This window comes from Variovorax sp. Root411, from assembly GCF_001425205.1.
GTDB lineage: Bacteria > Pseudomonadota > Gammaproteobacteria > Burkholderiales > Burkholderiaceae_C > Variovorax.
This window is the reverse complement of the sequence record NZ_LMDW01000001.1, coordinates 1,162,033-1,187,162: the sequence shown is the minus strand read 5'-3', so window position 1 is coordinate 1,187,162 and position 25,130 is coordinate 1,162,033. Positions and strand designations below refer to the sequence as shown.

Sequence of the window (25,130 nt, the reverse complement as noted above, 5' to 3'; positions counted from 1 at the left end):
TAAGATGGGTAAAAGTACAGGCCTCGACGGGTGCCTCCCGTTCAAACAGCGCGATACTTTCGGCCGTATTCACGATCGATCCATGCCACGCGTACTCCTTATCGACGACGACGTAGACCTCACCGAGATGTTGTCGATGTACCTCGTGCGCGAGGGCTTCGACGTCCACGCCGTGCACGACGGCGAAAGCGGCGTTGCAGAAGCGGTGCGGGGCACCTATGCGATCGTCGTGCTCGACGTCATGATGCCGCGCATGTCGGGCATCGAAGCGTTGCGCCGCATTCGCACAACGAGCCAGGTGCCGGTCCTCATGCTGACCGCGCGCGGCGAAAACATCGACCGCATCGTCGGCCTCGACATGGGCGCGGACGACTATGTGTCCAAGCCGTGCACACCCGGCGAGCTGGCCGCTCGCGTCCGCGCCATCCTGCGTCGGACCGAAACACGCGAGCCTGCCGCCACTGCCGCCACTGCCGCAAATCCACGCATGCTCCAGGTGGGTGAACTCGCGCTGTGGCCCGGCAGCCGGCGCGCGCTGTGGCGCGGTCAGCCCCTCGAACTGACGGGCACCGAATTCGGCCTGCTCGATGTGCTGGCGCGCCATGCGGGGCAACTCGTCAGCAAGGACGCCATCTCGCAGCAGGCCTTTGGCAAGCCCCTGGAGCGCTTCGACCGCCGGATCGACGTGCACATCAGCAGCATCCGCCAGAAGCTGGGCACGCGGCCGGATGGGGAATCGTGGATCCAGAGCGTGCGCGGCAGGGGCTATCAGCTGCTGGAAGACTAGCCATGAGAAGCGAACACCGGCTTGGCCGCCTCTTCTGGAAGTTGCTGTTCGCGATCGCCATGAGCATGGTGCTGGCAATTGGCGTTGCAGTGAGCTACCTGTATCTCACGGGCCACGAGGCACCGCCGCCGCCTGACGGTCTGTCGATGTGGGGCCCCATACCGGTGGTGCCCTTCGTGACGGCCGTCGGTGCGGTGCTGCTGATCAGCCTCTTGTTCGCTTGGTATCTGTCGCGTCCGCTGCGCCACCTGAGCTGGGCGATGGACCGCATCGCAGAGGGGCGGCTCGATACCCGGGTCGAACCCCTGATGAGCGGGCGGCGCGATGAGATCGCCGACCTGGCGTACGACTTCGATCGCATGGCCGCGCGCATCGAGCAACTGGCGCAGGCCAATCGCGCGCTGATGCATGACATCTCCCACGAACTGCGCTCGCCCCTGACCCGCATGCAGGCGGCGATCGGACTGCTGCGGCAGGACCCGGTGCAGGCGGACGCGATGATCGAGCGCATCGTGCTCGAGAGCGAACGGCTGGACCTGCTGATCGAGGAGTTGCTGACCTTGCACCGGCTGGACGCCGGCCCCAGCGGCGTACCGCAGCAGCGCGTGGACGTCATCGAGCTGCTGCAGGCCATTGCCGACGACGCAGACTTCGAGGCCCGGGCATCGCAGCGGACGCTGCGGGTCGACGCGACGGGCAGCTTCGTCACCGCAGCGCACGGCGAACTGGTCTATCGCGCTTTCGAGAACGTCATTCGCAATGCCCTGAAGTTCAGTCCCGCCGGCAGCCGGATCGACGTGGATGCGCGCATCACCGAAGGCGGCAGGACGCTCGTCACCACCGTGCAGGACCGCGGCCCCGGCGTGCCTTCGGACATGCTGCGGGCCATCTTCGAGCCCTTCACGCGGGTCGAGGGCAGCGAGTCGGTGCGCGGCACCGGCCTGGGTCTTGCGATCGCGCGACGCGCGATGCTGCTGCATGGCGGCACCGCCGAGGCCGCTCTGCGCGAAGGCGGGGGGCTCGTCGTCACGTTGTCGCTGCCGACACGCGACTGAAGGCACGGCCCAACGCAGCGGTACACACGCCGCAGCCCGATTGCACGGGCCGCGATGGGATCGGTCGCCGTCCGGTCTCGACATCGACCTTTGCGGTTCTTGACATATCCAGAGGTCTCTTTACGGCCGGATCCTCGACATTCAAACTCAACGGATCGTCCTCACTGCTCGAGGGTGCCGGCAGCTCGAAAGAGGCAAGCATGAACGAAGCAAATGGGTACTGGATAGGCGGGCAACCTCTCGATGGGGACCAATGGTCCTACACCGACTTCGGCACGGTGCTGGACGATGCCCAGACAAGGCAAACCCTGTTCCGAATGTACGAGCGCTACGTCAGGCAATGGAACGACATCGAACTCGACCACAGCAGGAATTTGTCCGAACACACCCATCAGGTGCATGGCGCGAAGGTTCTCGCCGGAGACGGCCGGTTCGTATTGCATGGCCGGCCGAACAGCCGGTCTCACTGGATATTGGAGATCGTCTTTTCGGGCGGCTTCAGGGTGTTCCATAGATGCGATCTGGGTCGGAATACCCTGCGCTCCACTGCAGACATGCAAAGCATCCATTTGCACTGGTCCGGGTGTGGCAGAGAAGGATTCGAGCACTGGATGGGCAAGGAACAAGCCATCACCCATGGCCGCGCGCCCAAGCGGTCGATCCGGCCCGATGGCAAGAGCTCCCCCGCCGTCGACGCGTTTTCTCGGGGTTTCGCCGAGGCGGTTCAATGCCCCTGGCCAATTCGGTGGGCGGATGTCTGGCGTTCCCGAAAGTGGGGTTTTCACCTTCCCCTTCAACGACATCCGGATGCGAACGGCACGCCGACAGGATGCCCTTGGCCTTGAGCTCCGCTCGCAAGCGTGTGCCGCGCTTGATCCCGCGTCCAAACGACGCAGTCGATTGCGGGATCTTTGCACTTCTTGACGCATATGGACCTCGCTTAACGCGTCGCGGCAAGACAGTGAGTCGATGCCTGAAATCTACAGAATCTCGCATCGCCGCTGGCTTGCAGCCACGCTCGCCGGGCTGGTGAGTTGCGTTGCATGCGCCATGCCCGAAGCGTCTGTCCCACCCACCGAACGCACAAGCGCCATGACCTGTAGCGTCGACCTGTATGGCGACTCCATCATGCACGGCGGCTATGGAGGAAATTTGCGCCTCGATGAGCCACCCGCGGCGACATTGAAACGCCTGCGGCCCAAATACACCGTGCGAGATCTGTCGCTCAACGGCGAAACCGCAGGGCAGCGAGCCAGAACATTTGAAAGCGAACGGCGGACCGGCCGCTTCGTGGTCATCGAGCACGGAATCAACGACTCGATTCAGCGCTTGCCCGTGGAAGCGCCGTTGCGACAGATGATCGATATCGCCCGCCGCGAAGGCAGAGAAGTCATCTTGACCGGGCTTTCCCGGCAGCCGTTGCCGATCGCGGGCCGTTCATCCGCAGACCAGACAATCCGGCACTTGGCCTCTGCGTTGCGCGTGCCGTTCGCCGATTGGGACGCCGTGAAGTACTCGCCGAACGAGATGGCCGATGTTCTGCATCCTTCGAAGCAGTACTCCGACAGGCTCGTGCGCAGCATTGTCAAGGTGCTTGACCGGCTGGCGCCGGAATGTGCGTGACGCGAACGTACGATCGCTTCGCCGCGGCCTCATGTCCCCGAGGCACTCCGGCTAGCCCCGTCGGGGCGAAACCAAACGGCGTCAATGCTCCACGATCACATCGGCAATCGGCCTGCGCCACTTGACATCGACCCTTGCCTCCGGGGCCCGATATCCCAACGCAATGACAACTGGGATGACTGTTCCGCGAGGCAGTCCGAGGACTTGCGCGATCTTCGGCGCCGAAAAGCCCTCCATCGGACAAGAGTCGATCCCACTGGCCGATGCGGCCAGCATGAGCGTCTGCGCTGCAAAGGCCGCATTGCGCGCCGCCCAGGCACGGCTGCCCAGGTGCCCAATTGGCAGCAATGAAAGACTGGGCTTGAAAAGCCCCACGATCGACACGAGCGGCGTCCAGATCGGCCACGAACCCAGCCTGAGGACACGGCCGAACATCCGCATCTGACCGCGGTGGTAGTTCTTGCCGCGTTCCGTCATGTCGTTCGACCCCTCGATGAAATTCAACTGCAGCGCCGCGGTATCGAGTGCGATTTCCCGACTCGCTTCTATGACCACCAGTGTCGGCGCCGAGCTGGCCGCCCGCTGGCCGTTGCAGGCCGTGGCAATCCTGGCCCTCACCCCTGCGTCTCGAATCCAGTGCAGCCTGTAGGGTTGCAGGTTGCCACTGGAAGGCGCCTGGGTTGCCTCGGACAACAAGGCCCTGACCTGCTCGTCAGGTATCAGCTGGCCATCGAAGTCTCTGATGGCTCGCCGACGGCGATTCACGTCCTGGAACGCGGCCCACGATAAAGGAATGTCTTGCTTCTGCATGCAGAAATACTAAGCTTTTGCTTTATTTTTTAATACTCGCATTTGGAGCCCTGCATGAGAGCGAGCAAACGATTGACGAACCCCAGGAAAACTCCGCGCCAGGAGCGTTCGCGAGCCACTGTGGACGCGATAACGCAAGCTGCGACTTACATTTTGGTAAAGCGGGGATGGGACAAGCTGACCACAAATGCGATTGCGGAGCGCGCGGGCGTCAACATCAGCTCGCTCTACCAGTACTTCCCCAACAAGCAGGCCATCGTTGCCGAGTTGGAACGTCGCCACGCGACTCAGGCGCGGCAGACGCTGACAAGCGCGCTCTTGAAGCTTCCCGCACAGCGTTCGCTGCGCGATGCGCTCACTGTTCTTGTGCAGTCGATCGTAGATGAACACAAGATCGCTCCAGCCGTCCATCGCGCAATCGCCGAGGAACTGCCGCGTTCGGCCCGATGTGCTCCCCGTGAAAGCAATGCCTTTGACCAACAGCTGCTGCAACAACTGCGTCCGTTCATGAAGAACGTTCCGGATCCTGATTTCGCATTCCAGATCGGTCTCAAGGCGGCTCACGCAGTGATCCACGAAGCCGCTTCGCACCGACCGGAAATGCTGGCGCAAGCGGAATTTGTGCAAGAAATTGTGGCGCTTCTTGAGGGGTACCTTCGGCGTCGCCACTGAACTATGAATGCGTACGGAAGGACTCCCGCATTCCCGCACGAGGGAGTTGCCACGATTTTCGCCGCCTTGCTTGCGTTGTGCGCGCCGGTCACCGGAAGCAGGCGGTGTCACTTGAGTCGCTTGCAGCTCTTGCCCCGGCTGCACCATCGGCACGCCGTTGCGACCGACCTGCACTTGCCCGGTTTTCAGCAGAGCATAAGGTTCGTGCGTTCGACCAGTACCGTGACGCCGCGACAGCCGCTAACAAGGGCGTTGAAACGAGCGAGGTAAATGTGCAACGTGAGATGTTCCGGATGCCCGAACGATGGTCGAGTCGATCATGGCGTACTCGTTGTCAGCCCCCTGCGCCAACGACATCGAGCCCTGCCGCTACCTCGTCGCGCGTCAAAGAAGCTGCCGCTGGCGCAGACCGTCGACGACTACGAGGCGCTGTTGCCCTGGAACATCGAACTCGGCGGGCTGTAGAACGCCCAGCGCACGCCGATTCCGACACGGCGCGCAACGGCGTGATTTATTGACTGCTTACGTTGAGACCATCACGCAGGCGCTGTTGGCCGATGCGCATCGGCACAAGAAAGAGCGGCGCACCGCCAAGGCGTTTTTTGAGCAGATTCGCTCGCAAGGGTACATGGGCAGCTACTCGCGCCTGACCGGCTTCGTGCGTGGCTGGCGCGCACCAGCAAGAAGGTGCGGCTCTTGGCCGCGCCTTCGTACCGCTGGCCTTCGAGTTGAGTGAAGCCTTCTAGTTTGATTGGAGCGAAGAATCGCTTGTCATTTGCAAGCCTGTACCGCAAGCTGCAAGTGGTCCACATGAAGCTGTGCGACAGCTAGGCTCAACCCCTCGGTGGTCTTATAGAGACCTCGTCAACCCCAATTCGCTCGCTGCTTTACACCTCGCAGCGACGCCGCAGCATCCTTTGCAAGGGCAGCAGTGTCAACTAAGCTAAGCCGACCGCCTCGCTTCAGCACTCTTCCATCGACCATGACCACTTCCACGTTCGATGGATTCGCGGCGTGCACAACAAGTTCTGCCGCATCTGTGAGCGGAGCCATGTTTATTTCATCCGTTCGGATGACGATTAGGTCAGCTTGCTTGCCAGGAGTTAAAGAACCGATGCGATCGCCAAGGCCCAACCCTCGTGCACCATCGATCGTGGCCATTTGCAGGACGCGTCGTGAGTCCAGCTTGAATTCATTTTCTGCTTGCGCGTTCTCCACATTTTCTATGGCCTTCATGACCGTGAACATGTCCGCGTTTCCTGAAAGGGCCGTGGTGTCGACAGAAAGCGTCACGCGCACTCCCGCAGCGAGGAAATTGCCAGTTTGAGGAAGACCGAAGCCCATTCGCATCTCGGTGTGAGGACTCAGACTCACGGACGCCCCCGCCTTCGCCAACGCTTCGATGGCTGCAGGAGGCGCTGTCAGCGCGTGAATAACCTGCAGGTTCTGGTCTAGAAAGCCATCCCGGGCAAGAACTTCGATCTCATCAACGTTGCCGAAGGCGCGCGCGATATTTGCATGGACCGAAATTGGAAGTCCCATCTCTCTCGCAAACTCCCATTCCTTTCTGTAGGCACCTGGATAGCGTGTTCCGCGCGCCGCGTACCCGAGAGTCAACAGTCCATCGGATGCGCCGGAAAAGTGTTCGCCCTTTACTCGCCGAAGGTCATCAAGATTGATGGCTTGGTCTCGGGGAAGTCCTTGTGGATAACCGTAGCTGAAGCGCGCACGGATGCCCGAGCGGCGTAGCGCCTCAATGTCACTGTCGACGTGCGCGGGCGTGAGGGTGTTGTGACACCAGTCGTGGACCGTCGTGATTCCTGAATGCAGCGCTTCGCTCGCCGCCAAGGTCACGCCGACGTGCATGTCGCTCGGCAGAAATGCTTTTCCCAACACTTCCGAAAGCGGGAAGTAGCCTTTTTCCTTTGTCCGGCCTGCCATGCTTCGCAAGAGCGTATTCCACATGTGCCAGTGCGTTTCAACTAGGCCGGGAAGCACGATCGCGCCGCGGGCATTGATGCGCTCAACTCCTGCTGGGACCTTGAGCGATTTGCCGACCGCGAGAATCTTCCCGTTTCGCACGTGAACATTACCTTCTGCAATATCCCCTATTTGCTCGTCCATCGAGATGACATAGCCCCCCTCGAGCAGATAGTCTCCACGCAGTGGAAGCTGGCGCGCGGAAAGAGCCCGCGATGGAGTGGCAGCGCCGGCCTTCCTTTGCGACAGCAACAGCGCGGGAGTAGCCAGCACGGCTGCTGTGCCCTGCAAGAATTGGCGCCTGGGTAGTTTTTTGATCTTCATGGCTGCTTTCTGTTTGGTGTTTGTCAATATCAAAAAAAGTTCGGCAGGCGATGGTTGCCGGTCAACTTCGCAGAGCGAGGCGCTTTCCTTCTGCAAACGCTCCAGTCGCTGCTGTTTCTAAACCGTGCTCCCCGGGTTGCGGGAATGCATTCCGTTCAGCGCACGCTAACTGGTCGCACGCGCTAAGGCCGCACTAGGCCCGCAGAATCCGGAGCGCTTCCGTCCAGCGAAGCAACTCACTGAGCATCGTGGTCGCTGCTGCGACATGTATGGAGTTGGCCGCGATGCCGCCTTCGGCCTGTAACTGCTGCTCGACGAAAGGGATCGCTACCGCTTCAAGCATCGGTACGACCTTCAGCGTCGTCAGAAGTCCCTTGGTCACCTGCACCGAGCGGATGCCGCCCGACATGCCGCCATAGCTGACAAAGCCCACGGCCTTGTATTGCCATTCGCGAACGAGAAAGTTCAAGGCGTTGATCAATGCGCCCGGCGGTCCGTAGTTGTATTCGGGCAGCACAAACAGAAAGGCATCCGCCTCTTTCACGCTCGAACTCCATGCTTTCGTATGTTCATGAACATAGCGGCCAAGACGGGGGTGTTCGGGCTCGTCAAAAACGGGAAGGCGAAAGGCCGCGAGATCCACAAGTCGCGCATCGAAGCCTGCGTGAGACATGGCCACCGCATTTGCCCATTCGGCGACTGCGGGACCGACGCGCCCTGGGCGCGTGCTGCAGATCAGGGTGTGAAGAATCGGTCGGGTCATTTGCAAATCAGTTCAACGGTGTGGCTGGACGGGCTTTAGGGATTGTTTAGGCCCAGACGCTGGATGGTGGCTGCCTTCAGGCGGCTGTCCTCGCGCATGTTGCGTTCGAAGTCCTTGCCGGACCGGAAATCGACCACCTGATTGGCCTTGCGCGCCCAATCCTGGTACTTGGGCGAAGCCACGGCAGCCTTGCATGCCGCCTCCAGTTTCGCGATCACCGCGTCGGGCGTGCGCGCCGGAGCCAGCACACCTCCGAAGCTCGCTTGCACGACAGGCACGCCTGCTTCCTTCAATGTCGGCACATTCGGAAAAGAAGGATGGCGCTTGTCTGCATACACCGCGATAAGGCGCAGCGCACCGGAGTCCAGGTGCCCGGTGATCGAGCTGACGAGCACTGAGCCGAAGCTCAGGCGCTGGCTGAGCAGATCCTGCAGCATCGGCGCGTCGCCCTTGTAAGGCACATGCGTCAATGTTGTCTTGGTCGTGGCTTCGATGTCCGACGTCCCCAAATGCGGAATGGAGCCGGTGCCTGAAGTGCCGTAGTTCACACGCCCTGGGTCTTTGCGCGCGTCGGCAAGGATGTCATCGACGTTGCGATACGGCGATTTCGCCGGCACCGCGATCGCAAAGATGTTGTCGAAGACTTGGCACACATACCGAAACGAGTCGAGGTTGTAGGCCAGCGACTTCAATCGATGCGGCTCGCTCGACAGCGGCACAGCAGGCGTAAAGCTGAGCATGTAGCCATCGGGACGAGCACTCGCCACCGCATTGAGCCCGATCGTGCCTGCCGCGCCATCCCGATTGGTCACGGCGATAGCCTCGCCAAGATTCTGAGACACGGCCTCGGCGAAGTTGCGCGCGTTGAGGTCAAGGCCGCCTCCTGCCGCAAAGGGCACCACCATTTGTACCGGTCGCGAGGGATATTCCTGTGCGGTGCTGCTGCATGCCGCAGCGACAAGGAGCACGCCGAACGCGAGCGACCGACTGATGCGCGAAAAGTTTTTCATTTGTGTGTTCTCCATCGATGTACTGTTGTGCGATCAATCCAGCTTCGCGCCGGACTCTTTGATCACCGCGCCCAACCGCTGCGTGTCCGCCTTCATGAGATCGGCGAAGTCGCGAGACGTACCGCCAACAACCGTCATGCCCAAGTCATTGAGCCGGGTCAGCACGTCTGGGGTGCGTAATACGGCGGCTACTTCATCGTGCAGTCTGCCAAGGACGGCTTTCGGTGTTCCCGCAGGTGCCACGAGACCAAACCATGGGCTTGCTTCGTATCCAGTCAGGCCTTGTTCCACCAGCGTGGGCACCTCGGGAAGAAGCGGCGAACGCTGAGGGGCGTCGATGCCCAGGACGCGCAGCCGCTTGTCTTTGACGAATGGCAACGAGGATGGAACGGCATCGAACATAAAGTCCACACGACCGGCTACTAGGTCGGTGAGGGCCGGCGCGGAACCCTTGTACGGAACGTGATTGATCTGCAGCCCGTTCTTGGACCGCAGGATCTCCGCGGCGATGTGGCCGCCGGCCCCCACCGACTGGGAGGCGTAGCTGATCGTGCCGGGAGCTGCCTTGGCTTTGGCGATCAGTTCGGCAACCGTCTTTGCCGAACTGTCGGTTGGCACCACCAGCAGTTGGGGAATCTGCACAATCTCGATGACCGGCTCAAAGTCGGCCTGTGGGTCGTACGAGAGCTTCGAATAGAGTGCCTGGTTGGCCGCATGTGAGCCGCTATTGGCGAGAAAGAGCGTGTAGCCGTCGGCCGTGGCTCGCTTTGCTGCGGAGGCGCCGATCTGGCCGCCTGCGCCGGGCCGGTTGTCGACCAGCACTGGCTGCTTGAGGTTATCGCCGAGCTTTTGCGCCACGATGCGCGTCGATGCATCGGCAGCGCCACCGGCCGGAAACGGAACGATGATCGTGATCGGCTTGGTCGGAAAGCCTTGCGCGAGTGCAGACAGAGGCATGGCGGCAGCTGCGGCCATGGCAACAGAGAGCAGGAGTTTCCTGAGCATTTGGGGCCTTTCGATGGTTCTGGTGCGTCAGCCGACCTGCTCGTCGACGATGGTGTTGCGAAGGATGCCGACGCGCTCGACCTCGACTTCCACCACGTCGCCTGACTTCATCCAAAGCTGCGGCGTGCGCTTGGCACCAATGCCGCCGGGTGTGCCGGTCACGAACACGTCACCAGGCTGCAGGGGTGCAACTGTCGATGCATAGGCGATCTGGCGTGGGATGCTGTGCAGCATCATGTCGGTGGTGGCACGCTGCACTTCCGCGCCGTTCAGGCGCGTCACCAACGAGAGGGTGGCGCCCGCTTCAATCTCGTCGGTGGTCACCATCCAGGGGCCAAAGCCGCCGGTGCGCCAGAAATTCTTTCCCGGGCACCATTGCTGGGTGTGCAACTGCCAGTCACGGATCGAGCCGTCGTTGTAGCAAGCGTATCCCGCTATATGGTCCCAGGCATCCGCTTCGGAAATACGTCGACCACCCTTGCCGATGATCACCGCGATCTCGCCTTCGTAGTCCAGCTTGACCGATTCAGGGGGACGTTGGATGGCCTGCCCATGACCGACCTGAGAGTCCGCAAACCGCAGGAAGAACATGGGCTGCTCGGAGACTTCGCGGCCGGTTTCGCGCACGTGCTCGCCATAGTTCAACCCGGCGCACCAGATCTTGCCGGGATTCGGGATCACCGGCAGAAAGGTAATTTCGGCCAGTTTTAGCTCAGGCGTGCGGCCTTCGATGGCGGCCTTTGCCGCCGCGATGCCATCACCTTCGAGCAGGCCTTTGAGGTCGGCGAAGCGGCCCTCGAGCGCTGTCCCGAGGTCGATGACGCTGTCGCCGACGACAGCACCGAAGCTGACCTTGCCGTTGTGTTCAAAGCTGATGAGTTTCATGGGATTCCTGTGTCAGTAAGGGTTGGAGAGAGAGGTTGCGGCTAGGTTGTCGCCATGGCGGCGCGGGGCGGCGAGCCGCCTTGCGCGGACGCCACATTCAGGAGCACCTGCAGTTCGGGAACATAGATTGCCAACGCTTCTAGGCTTTCGCTTTCGCTCGCCTTAGGCGCAGCGGCGGCCACATAACGGTCGGGGCGCACCACCAGCGTCATGCCGCTTCCCGATTGAGGAGCGAACGCACCGGTGAAGTCGACGACGGTTTCGGTCTGCGCGCCCTGGCCACCCGTCGGATGCGTCGAGCGCTGGATCTCGATGACCGAGTCGCGCGGAAAGCGCAGCAGCGCCCAGCTCGAACCCAGCTGGCGGTCGAGCGGAACGCGCTCGCCGTTCGCGCGCTGCACCAGCGGTTGCGGCAGTGAACGTCCCACCAGCTCGGCAGCAGCATTCGGCACCCCGTCGCCGGGTGGAACGATGCAACCCGAGGTGTAGTGCGGTTGCTTTAGAAACCTCATGCCCACCAACCAGCGCTTGGCGGGCGGCACAATGCCCAACGCCACGACCAAGGCGTCGCGGACGGCCGTCAGTACGGGGTTGGTGTTCATGACAACCTTGCCGATCCGGTGCGAAAGCCGGACCATTTCTGCGGCATGCGGCCGGCGTTCGGCCTGATAGGAATCGATCAACGCGTCGGTGGCCTGACCCCGCACGTGCGCGGCGATCTTCCACGCGACGTTGGCCGCGTCGCGGACGCCGGCGTTGAGCCCTTGCCCTGCAAAGGGCGGCATCAAGTGCGCCGCATCGCCGACCAGCAACACGTGGCCGACACGGTAGCTCGAAGCGATGCGCTGCTGCGCCATGTACACGGCGGCGCGCCGGATGTCGGCGGCGACGATGCGCTGGTAGGGTGCGACCAGATCAATGATGAAGTCCGGCGCAGTGACTGTCTCAGCGTTTTCGCCGGGCAGCAGCATGAACTCGTAGCGGCAGCGCCCTTTGACGCCCGGCACCACGACGCAGGGCCGCACGCCGTTGCAATGGAATTGCGAGAACAGCTCAGGCTCTGTGGTGCTGTTGAGCACGTCTACCACGATCCATTTTTCGACCTGAGTCGAGCCTTCAAGCGGGATGCCGAGCTGCGTGCGGACCGGGCTGCGGCCGCCGTCGCAGGCCACGATCCATTTGGCACGCACCCGCCGCGAATCGGCTGCATTCACCAGGTTCGCCTCGATGTGCTCGGGATGATCGGTGAGAACCACGGCCTCGGTGCCGAAACGCATGTCAACCGAGGGCTTGGCCTGCGCCGCCTCGAACAGCAGTCCTGCAAGGATCGGCTGGTCGAAGTGCGACTTGACGGGCTGGCCCAGGCGCGGTGTTTTCGCACGGACTTCCGCCAGCAACTGGCCCTTGCGCCCGAAGTAGCGCGCGCCGGTGTCCGCCAGCACTTCGGGGAGCAACTTGTCCAGTACGCCGACGTCAGCCATCACGCGCAGCGATTCGTCGGTGATGCTGATGGCGCGCGGCTCATCGGCAATGGCCGAGTTGCGCTCGACCAGCATCACACGCAGACCTTGGTCCGCGAGCAGGTTCGCGGAGAGCAGGCCCATCGGGCCCGCGCCGATCACCAACACGTCGGTATCGATCGTGTCATTCATTCGAGTCAGTCTCCATTTCGGTTCTTGCTGCTGCGTGGCACCGCTCGTCATTCGGGTTTGACGCCGGTGTCCTTGACACCCTTCTTCCAGCCCTCGAGGTCTTTGCGCATGAAGCTGGAAAAGGCGGCCGCGCTGCCTCCAAGCGTTTCCACGCCCTGTGCAGTGAAGGTGGACTTGAGGTCGGTCGAGGCCAGCGCTTGATTGGCCGCGCTGTTCAGCCGCTCGACGATCACCGGTGAGGTCCCTGCCGGTGCGAGCAGCCCAACCCACGGGATCACTTCATAGCCGGGCAAACCGGCCTCGGCGAGGCTCGGCACATCCGGCAACAAGGTGGAGCGACGCGCCGAGGTGACACCCAGAGGGACGAGCCGTCCGGTCTTGAGGTGCGGCGACAAGGTGCCGAGCGGATCGAACATCACATCCACCCTCCCGCCCAGCAAATCGACCATGGCTGCCGTGCTGCCCTTGTAGGGCACATGAACGATGTCCACCTCGGCCATCTTCTTCAGCAGTTCCATCTCCAGGTGGGTGGAGGTACCGTTGCCAACTGAAGCGTAGGTCAGTTGCCCCGGTTGCTGTTTGGCCTTTTGAAGCAGCGCTTGCGTCGTGCGCACGCCAAGGGCATCGCTGGCCACGAGGACGTGAAGTACCGAACCCAGCAGCGCGACGGGCGCGAACGCCTTGGCAGGGTCGAAACTTGTCTTGTTGTAGAGCGCCGGATTGATCGTCAATGCAGAGGCGGTGCCCCAGAGCAGCGTATAACCGTCGGCGGGCGCTTTGGCGACAAGATCGGATGCGATCATCGCGCCTGCCCCGGACTTGTAGTCAACGACGATGCGTTGTCCCAGAGAAGCGGACATGTGTTCCGCCACGGCCCGGGCCACCGCGTCGCTAATGCCGCCAGGCACGAAGGGCAGGATCAGTCGGATTGGTTTGTTGGGATAGCTCGGTGCCTGACCTCGGGCGCCATGGCTCACTATGGCGGTCACCATGCCGAGCGCTGCGGTACGACGGGTGATGTGCGCCATGGCGTTCAGGCCACGAAGCCCTGGTGATCACACAAGGCGAGGTAGTCCTGACGCAGCGGTGCGTACACGTCGACATTGAGCGCGCGCTCGTCGCCGATCGGCTCCGCACAGTGCGGCACGCCGCCGGGGATGTACAGCACGCTCGGCGACACAACGTCGAACACCTCGTCGCCAACCCAGAACCGGATCGCACCGCACAGCACGTAGCTGAGCTGGTCGAAAGGATGCGAGTGGGGGCCAATGGTCTTGTAGCCCGGTTCGAACCAGTTGACGGTGGTCACGGCGCCGTCGGAGCGAAGGCCGGTCCTGGCAAAGCCCGGACGGACTTCGGTCAAGGCCATCTGGTCCATCCGGAAAACGCGCGCGACGCTCCTCGTCGGCTGCTGGGTCGAGTCAGTCATGGGTCGTTTCCAGTGGATCGATCAACGCGCGGCGCGAAAGGCCCGGCGGATGACGCGGCTGCGAATGCGCCACTGGCCGTCCTCCTGCGCATACAGGTCTTCGTAGTCGCCCACCATGAGCGGCGTGGTATCGACGGCGTCGGTGGTCTCGCTGCGAAAGACGCTTGCGTACAGCGTGCCGCGCAATCCTTCATTGCTCCACCAGAGCCGATGATTGGTCTCAACGTGGCGCGAAACGCGGGGCAACTTGACACGTGCGGCGCCCCATGCGGCAACCGAATCCCGTCCGACGAGGTCGCTCGGCGGCAGGCCCAGCAGTTCGCCGTCGACGGTATAGAGTTCGTGAAGCGTGTCCGCTTCCCCATGGTCCAGGCGGTACGCATGCTCCGCAGTCAACGCTTGAATTTCCAGCCGAAGTTCGACGGTGATCGGGGAATGGTTTTGCGATCCTGATTGCATCTCAACGCTCCTGTAGGGCAGTCATCATTCCGAAGCCGGTCATCCATTCGTCCACAGGCCAATACCATCGATTGGTGACGCGGTAGGCACCGCTTGTGGACAGCGCCGCAAAGGCCGCTAGCCACGCCCTGATCTCGTGGCCCGAATGGCCACCGCTGCTTTCGATCCATTCATTGGTCCATGCATCGGCGTCCTTCAGTTGCCCGGAAGCCAGCGTGTCCATCACCTGTGCGTCGAACTCGGGATTGATCTTCTGGAACGACGAATCGCCCAGCGCGTGCGCCTTGCCCGCCTCGACGACGCGCCGCTGCCGCTGCGCGCGCGCTTCGAGGGTGGGATTTCGGCCGTCAATCAGTCGTGCAGCAATCTCTGCGGACGCGCCTTCCAACCGCGGCACGGGAGGGTCGTGCGACAAGCCGCCGGAAGCGATCACCAGTACGCGGCGGCCCCAACTTGTGAGTTCAGCGCCCACAGCTTCGCCGAGCATGCGCACGCGTTGCATCGGCCCCAGGGGAAGTCCGACGGCATTGACGAAGATCGGCACGATCGGCTGCGTGTAGTGCTTGCCGAACAGGAACTCCAGCGGCTGGGTGACACCGTGATCAACGTGCAGCCGCTCCGACTGGGCGACGTCCACGCCCGCCTCCAACACGGCCCGGACCAACTGGCGGGCCGCAGTGTGGTCGACCGGCAAAGGCCCCGGCTCGGTGCCCCAGTCACCCACGGACACGGCACCAGAGCCAATGCAGAAGGCCGGCATCATGTCGTAGAAGACGCCGTTGAAGTGATCGGGCCCAAAGATCACAGTGATTTCCGGATCGAAATCGCGCACGAAGTCGCGCATTTCGTCCAGCGCGGCGACCACACCGTTGATCGTTTCCGGCCCCGGATCGTTGATCCCGAAAAGGGGTGAGTGCGACAAGGCACACAAAGCCAGCGTCATCAGCAGTCTCCTTCTTGTCTTTGAACGCGGTGGCAGCGGCTAACTGCCGGCGTGCTTGCGCCGTGGCTCAATACTATGGCAAGAAAAAGCTACTTGTCAAAAAATAATATTTTCTTAAACAATAGTAGAATATGATTCATGGTGACCGCTACCACTGATACGCCTGTGTTTGAACGGATTCGTCGCGCGATCCTCGAAGGAGACTGGTCGCCCGGTCACAGGCTGGCGCCAGCAACGTTGTCTGAGCGTTTCGACACCAGTACAACGGTCGTGCGAGAGGCTCTCACTCGGCTGGTCGGAGAGAACCTCGTGGCCGCGAAAATGAACCGCGGCTTCTTCATTCCCGAACTGGATCTGCAGGAGTTCCGAGACGTGACCGAACTGCGATGCGTCACGGAATCTCTAGCCCTGCGCCTGGCCATAGAGCGCGGCGATCTCCAGTGGGAAACAAGCCTGCTCGCAGTCCATCACCGGTTGACCAGGACGGATCGCCGCAGCAGCGAAGATCCGTCCCGCATCAGCGAGGAATGGTCAAGCGCGCACCGTAACTTCCACCAGACCTTGATCTCCGGCTGCGGTTGCGAGCCCATGATCCGTGTCGCCAACAACCTTGCGTTGTCGACGGACCTGTATCGGCGCTGGGCTGCGCCGGCGCCGGTAGCCAGCAAGAGAAATGTCGAAAAGGAGCACCGGAATATCCTTGACGCCGTCTTGGAGCGCGATGCCGATCGCGCCTGCAAGATCTTGCGCCAACATTTCGAGGAGACCGCACGCATCGTGCTGGCGTCAGGACTGCTGAGCTAGAGGCAGGGCACTAACAGTAGTTGAAAGCAAGCGAAGGGCTCATCTGCAACCTCGGCTCTCGCGACATAGCTCTCGCCGCCCCAGGGTGCACCTGCTCGAGACCCGAGCAGGTCAGCGGAAGGGCGGTGGCACAGTCCGACGCCAGCCACCGTGATGGTCAAGCGACCCGCTTCAGCGTGAGCGCCCTGGGGTGATCGTATTTTTGGTGCGGATTGATACGGTTGCATCCCGGCTCCATCTACGAGCGCTCGGCGTGTAAGTCACTCCACCAGCGCCTGCAGTCGGCGTAAATTGGCGCTCCTCCTGGAAAAGGCTTGGACCGTGCCATGACCTTCGCACATCGCTATGTCGGCGCCGACAGCCTGCCTGCCAGGCTGTCAGAGTTCGACGTCGAGCAGTACTTCACGCTCACCAAGGCGGACGTCCTGGCGCTGGGCGAACGGTTCCGCGCCGACCGGCGCGTGCCGGTAGCGATCTTGCTTGTGTACCTGCGCGCCAGCGGCCGACCCCTGGACCGCGTCGCCGTCGTTCCGAAGAATCCCCTGCGTACCGTCAGCAACGCCCTGGGCGCGCCCCCGCTGACCATCGCCAGCCTGCGGTCGCTCTACCAGCGCCGCCCTACCCTCTACGAGCATCAGCGCTGGGTCAAGGACTACCTGGGCTTGCAGGATCTCGACGACACGAAGGCCATCGAACTGCAAGAAGTCCTCGCCGTCGCGTCCGACCAGGCCGCTCACCTTGACGACCTCATCGGCATGGCTCGAAGCTGGCTTTACGAACGCCGCATTTTGATTCCCGGATTCCGAAGGCTTGTTGACTGGGCGCGTGACGCGTTCGCCGTCGCCGAATCCAGGATGCTGGCCGCCCCCCCCCCTTGGTCGTGTCGTTCAACGACAAGCTGCGCGATGAGTTCTTCCTCGATTCCCACGCCTTCGCCGCAGTGCGCCTTGCATCGCCATGGCGAGTTGGACTCGGCGAACATGCCCGGCAACCTATAGGCGTTCCGCAACGGTATTGGACGCGCTGCGGAAAGACCGAAAGGCAGTGCCCATGCGAGCCCAGACCGACAACGAATCAAGCGCACGTGTCGCCGCTGACCATGCCGCTCAACGAGCCCTGCAGGCGGCTCATCTGCTACAGGAGGCACTCACGCTCCTTTGCGCCGACTCAACGATGCCGCTGGCGCAGACGGTAAAGCGCCCTCCCGACAGGCTTCTGAGACTGCCTGAAGTTGAGCGCCTCACCGGCCTGCGCAGGTCGGCCATCTACGAGCAGATGCGCAGGGGCATCTTTCCGCGCTCGGTCAAAGCCGGACGACGCATCGCGGCATGGCCAGAGAGCGCCGTGCAATCGTGGATCGCGGAGCGCATGGACGGACGCATGCCTTGATTCGGTGATCCGGATCGCGCCGCCGCGCCATCAACCGGTCGTCGCCCTTCTCACGCGGCCGCTTTCAACTCAACCGTAGAAGAACCCGCCTTGGTCGCCAGCACGTCCAGATAGTCCGCCCACCGCTGGAGCATTGCCGTGCGTTGCTTGAGGTACTGCGTACGGTTGTAGGCGCGCCCATTGGCGTCCTTGACGGCATGCGCCAACTGGGCTTCGATCACCAGCGGGTCGATTTCCAGCGTTTCAGCGAGCAAGGTCCGGGCTGTCGCCCGGAAGCCATGAACCGTCTGCACGGTCGGGCCGTACCCCAAAGTCAGCAGCGCTGCACGCAGAGTGTTGTCCGAGATGGGCCTCTCATGACTGCGCTCGCCCGGGAAAACCAGCGTACTGTGGCCCGTAATGGGATGCAGCTTGCGTAGCAGCTCCAAGGCCTGCCTCGGGAGAGGCACCAAGTGCGGATCACCATGTTGCTTGCCATCGATGCGCCGCTTCATTCGCGCAGCGGGCACGGTCCAGAGCGCCCCGTCCAGATCGATCTCGGCCCAAGCCGCCGCTCGCAGTTCGTTCGGGCGTTGAAAAAGCATGGGTGCCAGTTGAAGCGCCGTACGCACAATGGCTCCTCCTTGGTAGCCCCGCATGACGCGTATCAGCGTACCCAGTTGGGCCGGATCCGTGATCGCGGCGAAATGTCGTTTCTTGTGGGGCGTGAGTGCGCCCTTGAGATCCACCGTGATATCGCGCGGCGCCCGCGCAGTCGCCACCGCGTAGCGCCACACCGCTCGCGCCGTCATCAGCACGCGGCCAGCCACGTCGAGAGCGCCACGCTCCTCGACACGGCGGAGGGCCGCCAACAATTCGATGGGCTCGATTTCGCTGATGCGACGAGCAGCGAAGTACGGAAAAAGATCCTTCTCCAAGTTGCGCTTCTCGCGCGTGGCGTAGTGGCCGCTCCAGCGCGTATGGTGCTTGTCGAACCACTCGAGCGCGGTCTCTCGAAAGGTGTCGCCGGTGTTCACGGCCGCCTTGAGCTTGACAACCTGCCTCGCCTGAATGGGGTTGATCCCGGCCGCTTTCTGCGCCTTGGCCGCATCACGCGCCTTGCGCGCTGCCGCAAGGCTCACGTCGGGATAGGAGCCCAAGGCGAATTTCTTCTCGACTCCCTCGATCCTGAACTTCCAGAACCATCGGCGAGAACCCGAGGCCGAGACTTCCAGATAGAGGCCACTCGCGTCTGCGTAGCGTGCCTGCTTGCGGTCCGGCGGACAGGAGGCGTTACGGCATGCGGCATCGGTCAACGGCATGGGGTACATCCAGGGGGTGGGGGTACAAAACTGCCGTCTTTGGGGGTTCAGGAGGTTTGTACCCCCTTCTGTACCCCCACTTGGCGCTGGCAGTCACCGGATTTCAGTGTATGCCTCCGGATGCTATTCGCCCAGTTCCCCAATGAAAAAGGGCGTCCGGTGGATGAAACCGGACGCCCTTGGACGTTTTGTTGGTCGGTGTGAAAGGATTCGAACCTTCGACCCCTTGCACCCCATGCAAGTGCGCTACCAGGCTGCGCCACACACCGAAGCTCTCAATTATAGCGGTTGAAATTCAGCGTCCGATGGTCAGCAGCTCACGAATTTCAAAGAGTTCGCGCCGCAGGTGCAACAACTGCGACAGGTCGACCGTCTGCGCAGCAGCGGGTGCAGCGGACTCCTGCACCACCGCAGCGTCGAATTCTTCCTGATCGATCTCGATGGCCTCCACGCCTTCGAGCGGCACCTCTCCTGCCTTGCGGCGGTCGCGCTCGCCCTGCACGAGTTCCTGCAGCTTGTTGCGCGCACCGCTGATCGTGAAGCCCTGGTCGTAGAGCAGATCGCGGATGCGGCGGATCATGAGCACCTCGTGGTGCTGGTAGTAGCGGCGGTTGCCGCGCCGCTTCATGGGCCGCAGCTGCGTGAACTCCTGCTCCCAATAGCGAAGCACGTGCGGCTTGACGCCGCACAATTCGCCGACCTCACCGATGGTGAAGTAGCGTTTGACGGGAATCGGTGGGAGCGTTTTCTCCATTGAAATCAAGACTGTGCGCGGGAAACCTTAGAGATTACTCCACCCGGGCGCGCAGCACCAAGCACTATTCGGCGCCCAGGCTCCACTCGACTTCGGCTGCGCCGTTTGGGTCGATGCTTCCGTGAATCTGTTCCTTGAGCTTGGCGCTCGCGTGGAACGTGGCCACGCGGCGCTCGCCGATCGGAATCGCCTCGCCGGTGCGCGGATTGCGGCCCGGACGGGGTGCCTTCACGCGGATCTGGAAGTTGCCGAAACCGGAGATCTTCACGTCCGTGCCTTCGATGAGGCTGTTGGCAACGAGCTCGAAGAACGCCTCGACCATGTCCTTGGACTCACGCTTGTTCAGGCCGATCTGCTCGAACAGCAGGTCGGCCAGATGCGCCTTGGTGAGCGCGGGCGTTTCGAGAGCCTCGAGCGTGAATTCCGCAGCGTTCATTCCCGTCATCCCCTCAAGCGGCCGCCGAGCGTGGCGCCCAATTGTTCGACGATTGCGCGGACTGCAGGTTCGACCTGCTCGTCCGTCAGGGTGGCGCCGTCGTTCTGGAAAGTCAGGCGAACCGCCATGCTCTTCTCGCCTTGCGCCAATGCACCGGGCGCGGCCACGACCCCATCGCGCAATGGCTGCGGACGATAGATATCGAACAGCGTCACGTCGCGCAGCAGGCCCTGTGCGGCCGTTGCCGTGCGAATGGCTTGCACCAGCGCGTCGTGCGTGACGGCTTCGGCCACGACCACGGCGAGGTCGCGCTCCACGGCCTGGTGCTTCGGCACGGGCTGCGCAACCGGCACGGGGCGTGCAGTGACGGCGTCGAGGTCGAGTTCGAACAGCACCGGTGCCTGGGCGAAGTCCCACTTCTGGCGCCAGCGCGGATGCAGTTCACCAACGAAGCCGATGGCCTTGCCATCGACCAGCACGCGCGCCGAACGGCCCGGGTGCAGCGCAGGATGCTCAGCCACTTCGAAGACCGGCACGAGCGGTGCAAGCAGCGCCTCGACGTCGCCCTTGACGTCGTAGAAGTCGACGCGGTTCGGCTTGCCGTCCCAGCGCGCCTCGTCGGCATCGCCCCAGGCGAGGCCCGCCACGCGCATCGGTTGATTCACGCCGCGCACGGTGCTGTCGGTGGTGACGACGCTGTCGTCGCGCATGAACACGCGGCCGAGTTCGAACACGCGCACGCGCGGTGCCTTGCGGTCGAGGTTGAACTTGAGCACCTGCAGCAGCGAGCCGAGCAGCGACGAACGCATCACGCTCATCTGGCTGGCGATGGGGTTCAGCAGCTTGACCGGGTTGGCATTGCCAGCGAGGTCCTGCTCCCAATGTGCTTCGACGAAACTGAAGTTGATCGTTTCCTGGTAGCCGAGCGCCGCGATGCTGCGGCGCACCGCGAAGCGGCTGCGCTGCGCCTCGGGCCGCACGCGCGCGGTGATGGGCGCAAGCGGCGCGACGGTCGGCAGATTGTTGAAGCCGATCAGGCGCGCAACTTCTTCGATCAGGTCTTCTTCGATCAACAGGTCGAAGCGGTGCGGCGGCGGGGTCACGGTCAGCGTGCCCTCGCCCTCCGCAATCGCGAAGCCGAGGCGGCTCAGCGCATCGGCGCATTGCGCCTGCGTCAGCGGCATGCCGATCACGCGCGAGGCGCGCGCGACGCGCAGCGTGACGGGCACGGCCTCGGGCACGCGCAGCGTCTGGTCGTCCATCCTGCCGGCTTCGCCGCCGCAGATCTCAATGATCAGTTGCGTGATGCGCTCGATGATCTGCACCGTGCGGCTCGGATCGACACCACGCTCGTAGCGGTGGCCCGCATCGGTCGAGAAGTTGAAGCGTCGCGAACGACCCTGCACGGCCTCGGGCCACCAGAACGCGGCCTCGACGTAGATGTTGCGCGTGTCGTCGGAGACCGACGTGGCGTCGCCGCCCATGATGCCGGCGAGCGATTCGACTTCGCGGTCATCGGCGATCACGCCGACCTTGTCGTCGACGGTGATGGTGCTGCCATTGAGCAGCTTGAGCTGTTCGCCTGCCTTGCCCCAGCGCACCGTGAGGCCGCCGTGGATCTTGTCGAGGTCGAAGATGTGGCTGGGCTGGCCGTATTCGAACATCACGTAGTTCGAGATGTCGACCAGCGGCGTCACGCTGCGCTGGCCGCAACGCGCCAGGCGCTCGACCATCCACGCCGGCGTGGCGACCTTGGTGTTCACGCCGCGCACGATGCGGCCCGAGAAGCGGCCGCACAGCTCAGGCGCCTCGACCTTGACTGGCAGCACGTCGGAGAACGACGTGGCCACCGCTGCGATGGCCGGGGTCTTGAGCGGCGCACCCGTGAGCGCGGCGAGCTCGCGTGCCACGCCATACACGCTGAGGCCATGCGCCAGGTTGGGCGTGAGCTTGAGCGTGAGCAGCGCGTCGTCGAGCTTGAGCACGTCGCGCACGTCGGCGCCGATGGGCGCATTGGCGTCGAGTTCGAGCAGGCCGCCGTGGTCTTCGCCGAGCTTCAGTTCGCGCGCCGAGCACAACATGCCCTGGCTCTCGACGCCGCGCAGTTTGCCGAGCTTGATGAGGAAGGGCTTGCCGTCTTCACCCGGCGGCAGTTCGGCGCCGACCAGCGCACACGGCACCTTGATGCCGACGCGCGCATTCGGCGCACCGCACACGATGTTGAGCAAGGCGCCCTGCCCCGCGTCGACCTGGCACACGCGCAGGCGATCGGCGTTCGGGTGCTGCACCGCTTCCTTGATCTCGCCAACCACGATGCGCGTGAAAGGCGGCGCCACCGGTCGGCGCTCCTCGACCTCGAAGCCGCCCATGGTGAGCGTTTCGGCCAGTGCGGCACTGTCGATGGGCGGGTTGCAGAACTCGCGCAGCCAGGATTCCGGGAATTGCATCTCTTCGATCTCGATCTGGTTTTTCTATCTATGGAGGGGGCTCACTGGAACTGCGAAAGAAAACGCAGGTCGCCGTCGAAGAAGAGGCGCAAGTCGTTCACGCCGTAGCGCAGCATCGTGAGCCGGTCGGGGCCCATGCCGAAGGCAAAACCGATGTAGCGCTCGGGGTCGAGCCCCATGTTGCGCACCACGTTCGGGTGCACCTGGCCCGAGCCTGCCACCTCGAGCCAGCGACCGGCCAGCGGACCGCTCGCGAACTGGATGTCGATCTCGGCGCTCGGCTCGGTGAACGGGAAGAAGCTCGGTCGGAAGCGCAGCACGAGGTCGTCGCGCTCGAAGAAAGTGCGGCAGAAGTCGGTGAAGACGACTTTCAGGTCCTTGAAACTCACGTTCTCGCCGAGCCACAGGCCTTCGCACTGGTGGAACATGGGCGAGTGGGTGGCGTCGCTGTCGACGCGATAGGTGCGGCCCGGCGCGATCACGCGGATCTCGGGCGCCTTCACGGTGCCGGTGGTGTCGGCTGCAGCAGCGGCGAATTCGGCCGCGTACTTCTTGATGTGCTGATGCGCGTAGCGAACCTGCATCGGGCTGGTGTGCGGACGCAGGTTGTAGGGAATGCCGTCGTCGCCATTCAGGTCGACGTAGAAGGTGTCCTGCATCGAACGTGCAGGATGATTCGGCGGATTGTTGAGCGAGGTGAAGCTGTGCCAGTCGCTCTCGATCTCGGGGCCGTCGGCCACGTCGAACCCCATGCTCGAGAAGATCTCCTCGATGCGCTCCAGGGTGCGGCTCACAGGATGCAGTCCGCCGGAAATGCGGCGACGGCCGGGCAGGCTCACGTCGAGCGCTTCGGCGCGCAGTTGCAGCGAGAGTTCTTCATCGGCCAGTTGCTGGCGGCGGTCGGTCAGTGCGGCCTCGATGGCCTGCTTGCCCACGTTGATCGCGGCGCCGCGGGACTTCTTCTCTTCGACACTCAGCGCGGCCATGCCCTTCATCAGCTCGGTGATACGGCCCGACTTGCCGAGGAACTGGGCCTTGGCGTTTTCGAGCTCGGCGGGCGTCTTCGCCTCGGCGAAAGCGGCGCGGGCGGTGTCGACCAGGGAGTCCAACTCGTTCATAGCAACAAAAATCTTCGAGGGGAAATAAAAAAGAGCTGGAGCCTTTTCAAGCGCCAGCCCTTGAGCCGTGGGCGCAAGAAGCCGTCCGGAGACGGCAACCTGCTGTGCAAAATCAAGCAGCCAGCTTGGCCTTGACCTGCTCCACGATGCCGGCAAAAGCGGCCTTGTCGTGCACGGCGATGTCCGCAAGCATCTTGCGGTCGATCTCGATACCGGCTTTGCGGATGCCGTTGGCGAACTGGCTGTAGGTCAGGCCCAGTTCACGCGAGGCGGCGTTGATACGCGCGATCCACAGCTGACGGAACACGCGCTTCTTGGTACGGCGGTCACGGTAGGCGTATTGGCCTGCCTTCATCACCGCCTGTTTGGCGACGCGGAAGACATTGCCGCGGCGACCGCGGAAACCCTTGGCGAGTGCGAGAACTTTCTTGTGGCGGGCGCGAGCCGTTACACCACGTTTGACGCGAGGCATGTGTGTACTCCTTGTTCGTCTGAGTTAAATGCCACGGCCGGGCAGCATGGCGGCGACAGAAACCATGTTGGTTTCATGCACTGCGACTGCACCACGGAGGTGACGCTTGTTCTTGGTGGTCTTCTTCGTCAAGATGTGACGCTTGAAGGCTTGACCGCGCTTGACGGTGCCACCGGGACGAACGCGGAAACGTTTTTTCGCGCTGCTCTTGGTCTTCATTTTGGGCATGTGAATGCTCCTTTAGTTTGTGCTCGTGAGGCGCCATGGATGCTCCACGGACTTGTTGGCCCCGAGACACTTCTTTATCTCGCCCCTGCCCGCTCTTCTTGCGAAGTGCCGGCAACGGCGAAATCCCTTCAAAACCCTGACTGCTGCAAACGCCTCAGGCGGTTGCAGCCGGCGCCGTTGCCGGCGCAGCGTCTGCTGCCGGCTTGGGAGCCCCGCCGCCGGCCTTCTTGCGGCCCGGCGCGATCATCATGATCATCTGCCGGCCTTCGAGCTTCGGAAACTGCTCGACCATGATCAGGTCGCCCAGTTCGTCGCGAATGCGCTGCAGCAATGCCAGGCCCAGCTCCTGGTGCGTGATCTCGCGGCCACGGAAGCGCAGCGTGATCTTGCATTTGTCGCCGTCCTCAAGAAAGCGCTTGATGTTGCGCATCTTGATGTTGTAGTCGCCATCGTCGGTACCGGGCCGGAACTTGATTTCCTTGACCTCGATGACCTTCTGCTTCGACTTCGCCTCGGCCGCCTTCTTCTGCTCGTGGTACTTGAACTTGCCGTACTCGATCAGGCGACATACCGGCGGGTTGGCCGCCGCGACGACCTCCACCAGATCCACATCGGCCTCGCCAGCAAGGCGCAAGGCCTCCGAGAGACTCATAACACCCAATGGCTCGTTTTCCGGGCCCACAAGGCGGACTTCCGGGGCCATGATTTCCCGGTTCAGGCGGTGTTGGCGTTCCTCGCGGTGGCGGCGGTCGCGAAATGCAGTAGCGATGGTCAGAATCCTTCA

27 protein-coding genes, 1 tRNA gene and 1 pseudogene are annotated in these 25,130 nt (G+C 62.8%); 9 read left to right on the top strand and 20 right to left on the bottom strand.

Annotated features, from left to right (window positions below):
- The first annotated feature begins 82 nt into the window (after positions 1–82).
- The 4 genes from ASC92_RS05545 (at position 83) to ASC92_RS05530 (ending at position 3,465) form a co-directional block, all read left to right on the top strand.
- Positions 83–787, top strand: coding sequence for a response regulator transcription factor (locus ASC92_RS05545; protein WP_056511353.1), 705 nt, complete (start codon positions 83–85; stop codon positions 785–787).
- A 2-nt stretch (positions 788–789) separates the two neighbouring features.
- Positions 790–1,842: an ATP-binding protein gene (locus ASC92_RS05540; protein WP_056511350.1), complete on the top strand. Its 1,053-nt coding sequence runs from the start codon at positions 790–792 to the stop codon at positions 1,840–1,842.
- 200 nt (positions 1,843–2,042) lie between these two features.
- The gene (locus tag ASC92_RS05535) at positions 2,043–2,687 is read left to right on the top strand and encodes a hypothetical protein (RefSeq protein ID WP_056511348.1); all 645 of its coding nucleotides are present in this window, start codon (positions 2,043–2,045) and stop codon (positions 2,685–2,687) included.
- Between the two features lie 124 nt (positions 2,688–2,811).
- Positions 2,812–3,465 (top strand): GDSL-type esterase/lipase family protein, encoded by a 654-nt coding sequence (locus ASC92_RS05530; protein WP_082519471.1) that lies wholly within the window; start codon positions 2,812–2,814, stop codon positions 3,463–3,465.
- A gap of 81 nt (positions 3,466–3,546) precedes the next feature.
- On the opposite strand, the gene ASC92_RS05525 is transcribed toward ASC92_RS05530, so the two are convergent.
- The gene (locus ASC92_RS05525; protein WP_056511343.1) at positions 3,547–4,275 is read right to left on the bottom strand and encodes a nitroreductase family protein; all 729 of its coding nucleotides are present in this window, start codon (positions 4,273–4,275) and stop codon (positions 3,547–3,549) included.
- A gap of 54 nt (positions 4,276–4,329) precedes the next feature.
- Here ASC92_RS05525 and ASC92_RS05520 point away from each other — a divergent pair, with 54 nt between their 5' ends.
- Together ASC92_RS05520 and ASC92_RS28490 are read left to right on the top strand one after the other, a co-directional pair.
- The gene (locus ASC92_RS05520) at positions 4,330–4,947 is read left to right on the top strand and encodes a TetR/AcrR family transcriptional regulator (RefSeq protein ID WP_056511340.1); all 618 of its coding nucleotides are present in this window, start codon (positions 4,330–4,332) and stop codon (positions 4,945–4,947) included.
- Between the two features lie 514 nt (positions 4,948–5,461).
- Positions 5,462–5,775, top strand: a pseudogene (locus ASC92_RS28490) (IS21 family transposase); the annotation flags it as partial.
- A 36-nt stretch (positions 5,776–5,811) separates the two neighbouring features.
- Here the strand turns inward: ASC92_RS28490 and ASC92_RS05515 are convergent.
- From ASC92_RS05515 to ASC92_RS05470, 10 genes are all read right to left on the bottom strand, one after another.
- Complete coding sequence (locus tag ASC92_RS05515) at positions 5,812–7,251, bottom strand: amidohydrolase family protein (protein WP_082519470.1); 1,440 nt, start codon at positions 7,249–7,251, stop codon at positions 5,812–5,814.
- 193 nt (positions 7,252–7,444) lie between these two features.
- Positions 7,445–8,014, bottom strand: a complete 570-nt coding sequence (locus ASC92_RS05510) for an NADPH-dependent FMN reductase (RefSeq protein ID WP_056511338.1) — start codon at positions 8,012–8,014, stop codon at positions 7,445–7,447.
- Positions 8,015–8,049: 35 nt separating this feature from the next.
- Positions 8,050–9,024 carry a Bug family tripartite tricarboxylate transporter substrate binding protein gene (locus ASC92_RS05505; RefSeq protein ID WP_056511336.1) on the bottom strand — a complete coding sequence of 325 codons (975 nt, stop codon included), beginning with the start codon at positions 9,022–9,024 and terminating at the stop codon, positions 8,050–8,052.
- Between the two features lie 33 nt (positions 9,025–9,057).
- Positions 9,058–10,029, bottom strand: a complete 972-nt coding sequence (locus ASC92_RS05500; protein ID WP_056511334.1) for a Bug family tripartite tricarboxylate transporter substrate binding protein — start codon at positions 10,027–10,029, stop codon at positions 9,058–9,060.
- A 27-nt stretch (positions 10,030–10,056) separates the two neighbouring features.
- On the bottom strand, positions 10,057–10,914 hold the full coding sequence (locus ASC92_RS05495) for a fumarylacetoacetate hydrolase family protein (protein WP_056511332.1): 858 nt from the start codon (positions 10,912–10,914) through the stop codon (positions 10,057–10,059).
- 41 nt (positions 10,915–10,955) lie between these two features.
- On the bottom strand, positions 10,956–12,566 hold the full coding sequence (locus ASC92_RS05490) for an FAD-dependent monooxygenase (RefSeq protein ID WP_056511330.1): 1,611 nt from the start codon (positions 12,564–12,566) through the stop codon (positions 10,956–10,958).
- 47 nt (positions 12,567–12,613) lie between these two features.
- Positions 12,614–13,594: a tripartite tricarboxylate transporter substrate binding protein gene (locus tag ASC92_RS05485; protein ID WP_082519467.1), complete on the bottom strand. Its 981-nt coding sequence runs from the start codon at positions 13,592–13,594 to the stop codon at positions 12,614–12,616.
- 5 nt (positions 13,595–13,599) lie between these two features.
- The gene (locus ASC92_RS05480) at positions 13,600–13,995 is read right to left on the bottom strand and encodes a cupin domain-containing protein (protein WP_082519466.1); all 396 of its coding nucleotides are present in this window, start codon (positions 13,993–13,995) and stop codon (positions 13,600–13,602) included.
- Positions 13,996–14,016: 21 nt separating this feature from the next.
- Entirely contained in the window at positions 14,017–14,454 is a 438-nt protein-coding gene (locus ASC92_RS05475; RefSeq protein WP_056511321.1) for a nuclear transport factor 2 family protein, read from the bottom strand.
- Position 14,455: 1 nt separating this feature from the next.
- Positions 14,456–15,397 carry a 3-carboxyethylcatechol 2,3-dioxygenase gene (locus tag ASC92_RS05470; RefSeq protein WP_056511318.1) on the bottom strand — a complete coding sequence of 314 codons (942 nt, stop codon included), beginning with the start codon at positions 15,395–15,397 and terminating at the stop codon, positions 14,456–14,458.
- A gap of 138 nt (positions 15,398–15,535) precedes the next feature.
- Here ASC92_RS05470 and ASC92_RS05465 point away from each other — a divergent pair, with 138 nt between their 5' ends.
- The 3 genes from ASC92_RS05465 (at position 15,536) to ASC92_RS29205 (ending at position 17,590) form a co-directional block, all read left to right on the top strand.
- The gene (locus ASC92_RS05465; protein ID WP_056511314.1) at positions 15,536–16,201 is read left to right on the top strand and encodes a GntR family transcriptional regulator; all 666 of its coding nucleotides are present in this window, start codon (positions 15,536–15,538) and stop codon (positions 16,199–16,201) included.
- A 326-nt stretch (positions 16,202–16,527) separates the two neighbouring features.
- Positions 16,528–17,199: a DUF4158 domain-containing protein gene (locus tag ASC92_RS27860; RefSeq protein WP_082519465.1), complete on the top strand. Its 672-nt coding sequence runs from the start codon at positions 16,528–16,530 to the stop codon at positions 17,197–17,199.
- A gap of 52 nt (positions 17,200–17,251) precedes the next feature.
- Positions 17,252–17,590, top strand: coding sequence for a helix-turn-helix transcriptional regulator (locus ASC92_RS29205; RefSeq protein WP_235505665.1), 339 nt, complete (start codon positions 17,252–17,254; stop codon positions 17,588–17,590).
- 50 nt (positions 17,591–17,640) lie between these two features.
- Here ASC92_RS29205 and ASC92_RS05450 read toward each other — a convergent pair whose 3' ends face one another.
- The 9 genes from ASC92_RS05450 to infC form a co-directional block, all read right to left on the bottom strand.
- Positions 17,641–18,891 carry a tyrosine-type recombinase/integrase gene (locus ASC92_RS05450; protein WP_056511311.1) on the bottom strand — a complete coding sequence of 417 codons (1,251 nt, stop codon included), beginning with the start codon at positions 18,889–18,891 and terminating at the stop codon, positions 17,641–17,643.
- A 192-nt stretch (positions 18,892–19,083) separates the two neighbouring features.
- Positions 19,084–19,160 (bottom strand) — tRNA-Pro (locus ASC92_RS05445).
- 26 nt (positions 19,161–19,186) lie between these two features.
- Positions 19,187–19,645 carry a MerR family transcriptional regulator gene (locus ASC92_RS05440; protein ID WP_007832504.1) on the bottom strand — a complete coding sequence of 153 codons (459 nt, stop codon included), beginning with the start codon at positions 19,643–19,645 and terminating at the stop codon, positions 19,187–19,189.
- A gap of 64 nt (positions 19,646–19,709) precedes the next feature.
- On the bottom strand, positions 19,710–20,081 hold the full coding sequence (locus tag ASC92_RS05435; RefSeq protein WP_056511308.1) for an integration host factor subunit alpha: 372 nt from the start codon (positions 20,079–20,081) through the stop codon (positions 19,710–19,712).
- Positions 20,082–20,086: 5 nt separating this feature from the next.
- Entirely contained in the window at positions 20,087–22,528 is a 2,442-nt protein-coding gene (gene pheT, locus ASC92_RS05430) for a phenylalanine--tRNA ligase subunit beta (RefSeq protein ID WP_056511306.1), read from the bottom strand.
- A gap of 41 nt (positions 22,529–22,569) precedes the next feature.
- On the bottom strand, positions 22,570–23,646 hold the full coding sequence (gene pheS, locus ASC92_RS05425) for a phenylalanine--tRNA ligase subunit alpha (RefSeq protein WP_056511303.1): 1,077 nt from the start codon (positions 23,644–23,646) through the stop codon (positions 22,570–22,572).
- Between the two features lie 112 nt (positions 23,647–23,758).
- Positions 23,759–24,118 carry a 50S ribosomal protein L20 gene (gene rplT / locus ASC92_RS05420; protein ID WP_007832499.1) on the bottom strand — a complete coding sequence of 120 codons (360 nt, stop codon included), beginning with the start codon at positions 24,116–24,118 and terminating at the stop codon, positions 23,759–23,761.
- 24 nt (positions 24,119–24,142) lie between these two features.
- Positions 24,143–24,346 carry a 50S ribosomal protein L35 gene (gene rpmI, locus ASC92_RS05415; protein WP_007832497.1) on the bottom strand — a complete coding sequence of 68 codons (204 nt, stop codon included), beginning with the start codon at positions 24,344–24,346 and terminating at the stop codon, positions 24,143–24,145.
- A gap of 154 nt (positions 24,347–24,500) precedes the next feature.
- The gene (infC, locus tag ASC92_RS05410) at positions 24,501–25,124 is read right to left on the bottom strand and encodes a translation initiation factor IF-3 (protein ID WP_082519464.1); all 624 of its coding nucleotides are present in this window, start codon (positions 25,122–25,124) and stop codon (positions 24,501–24,503) included.
- Between the last annotated feature and the right edge of the window lie 6 nt (positions 25,125–25,130).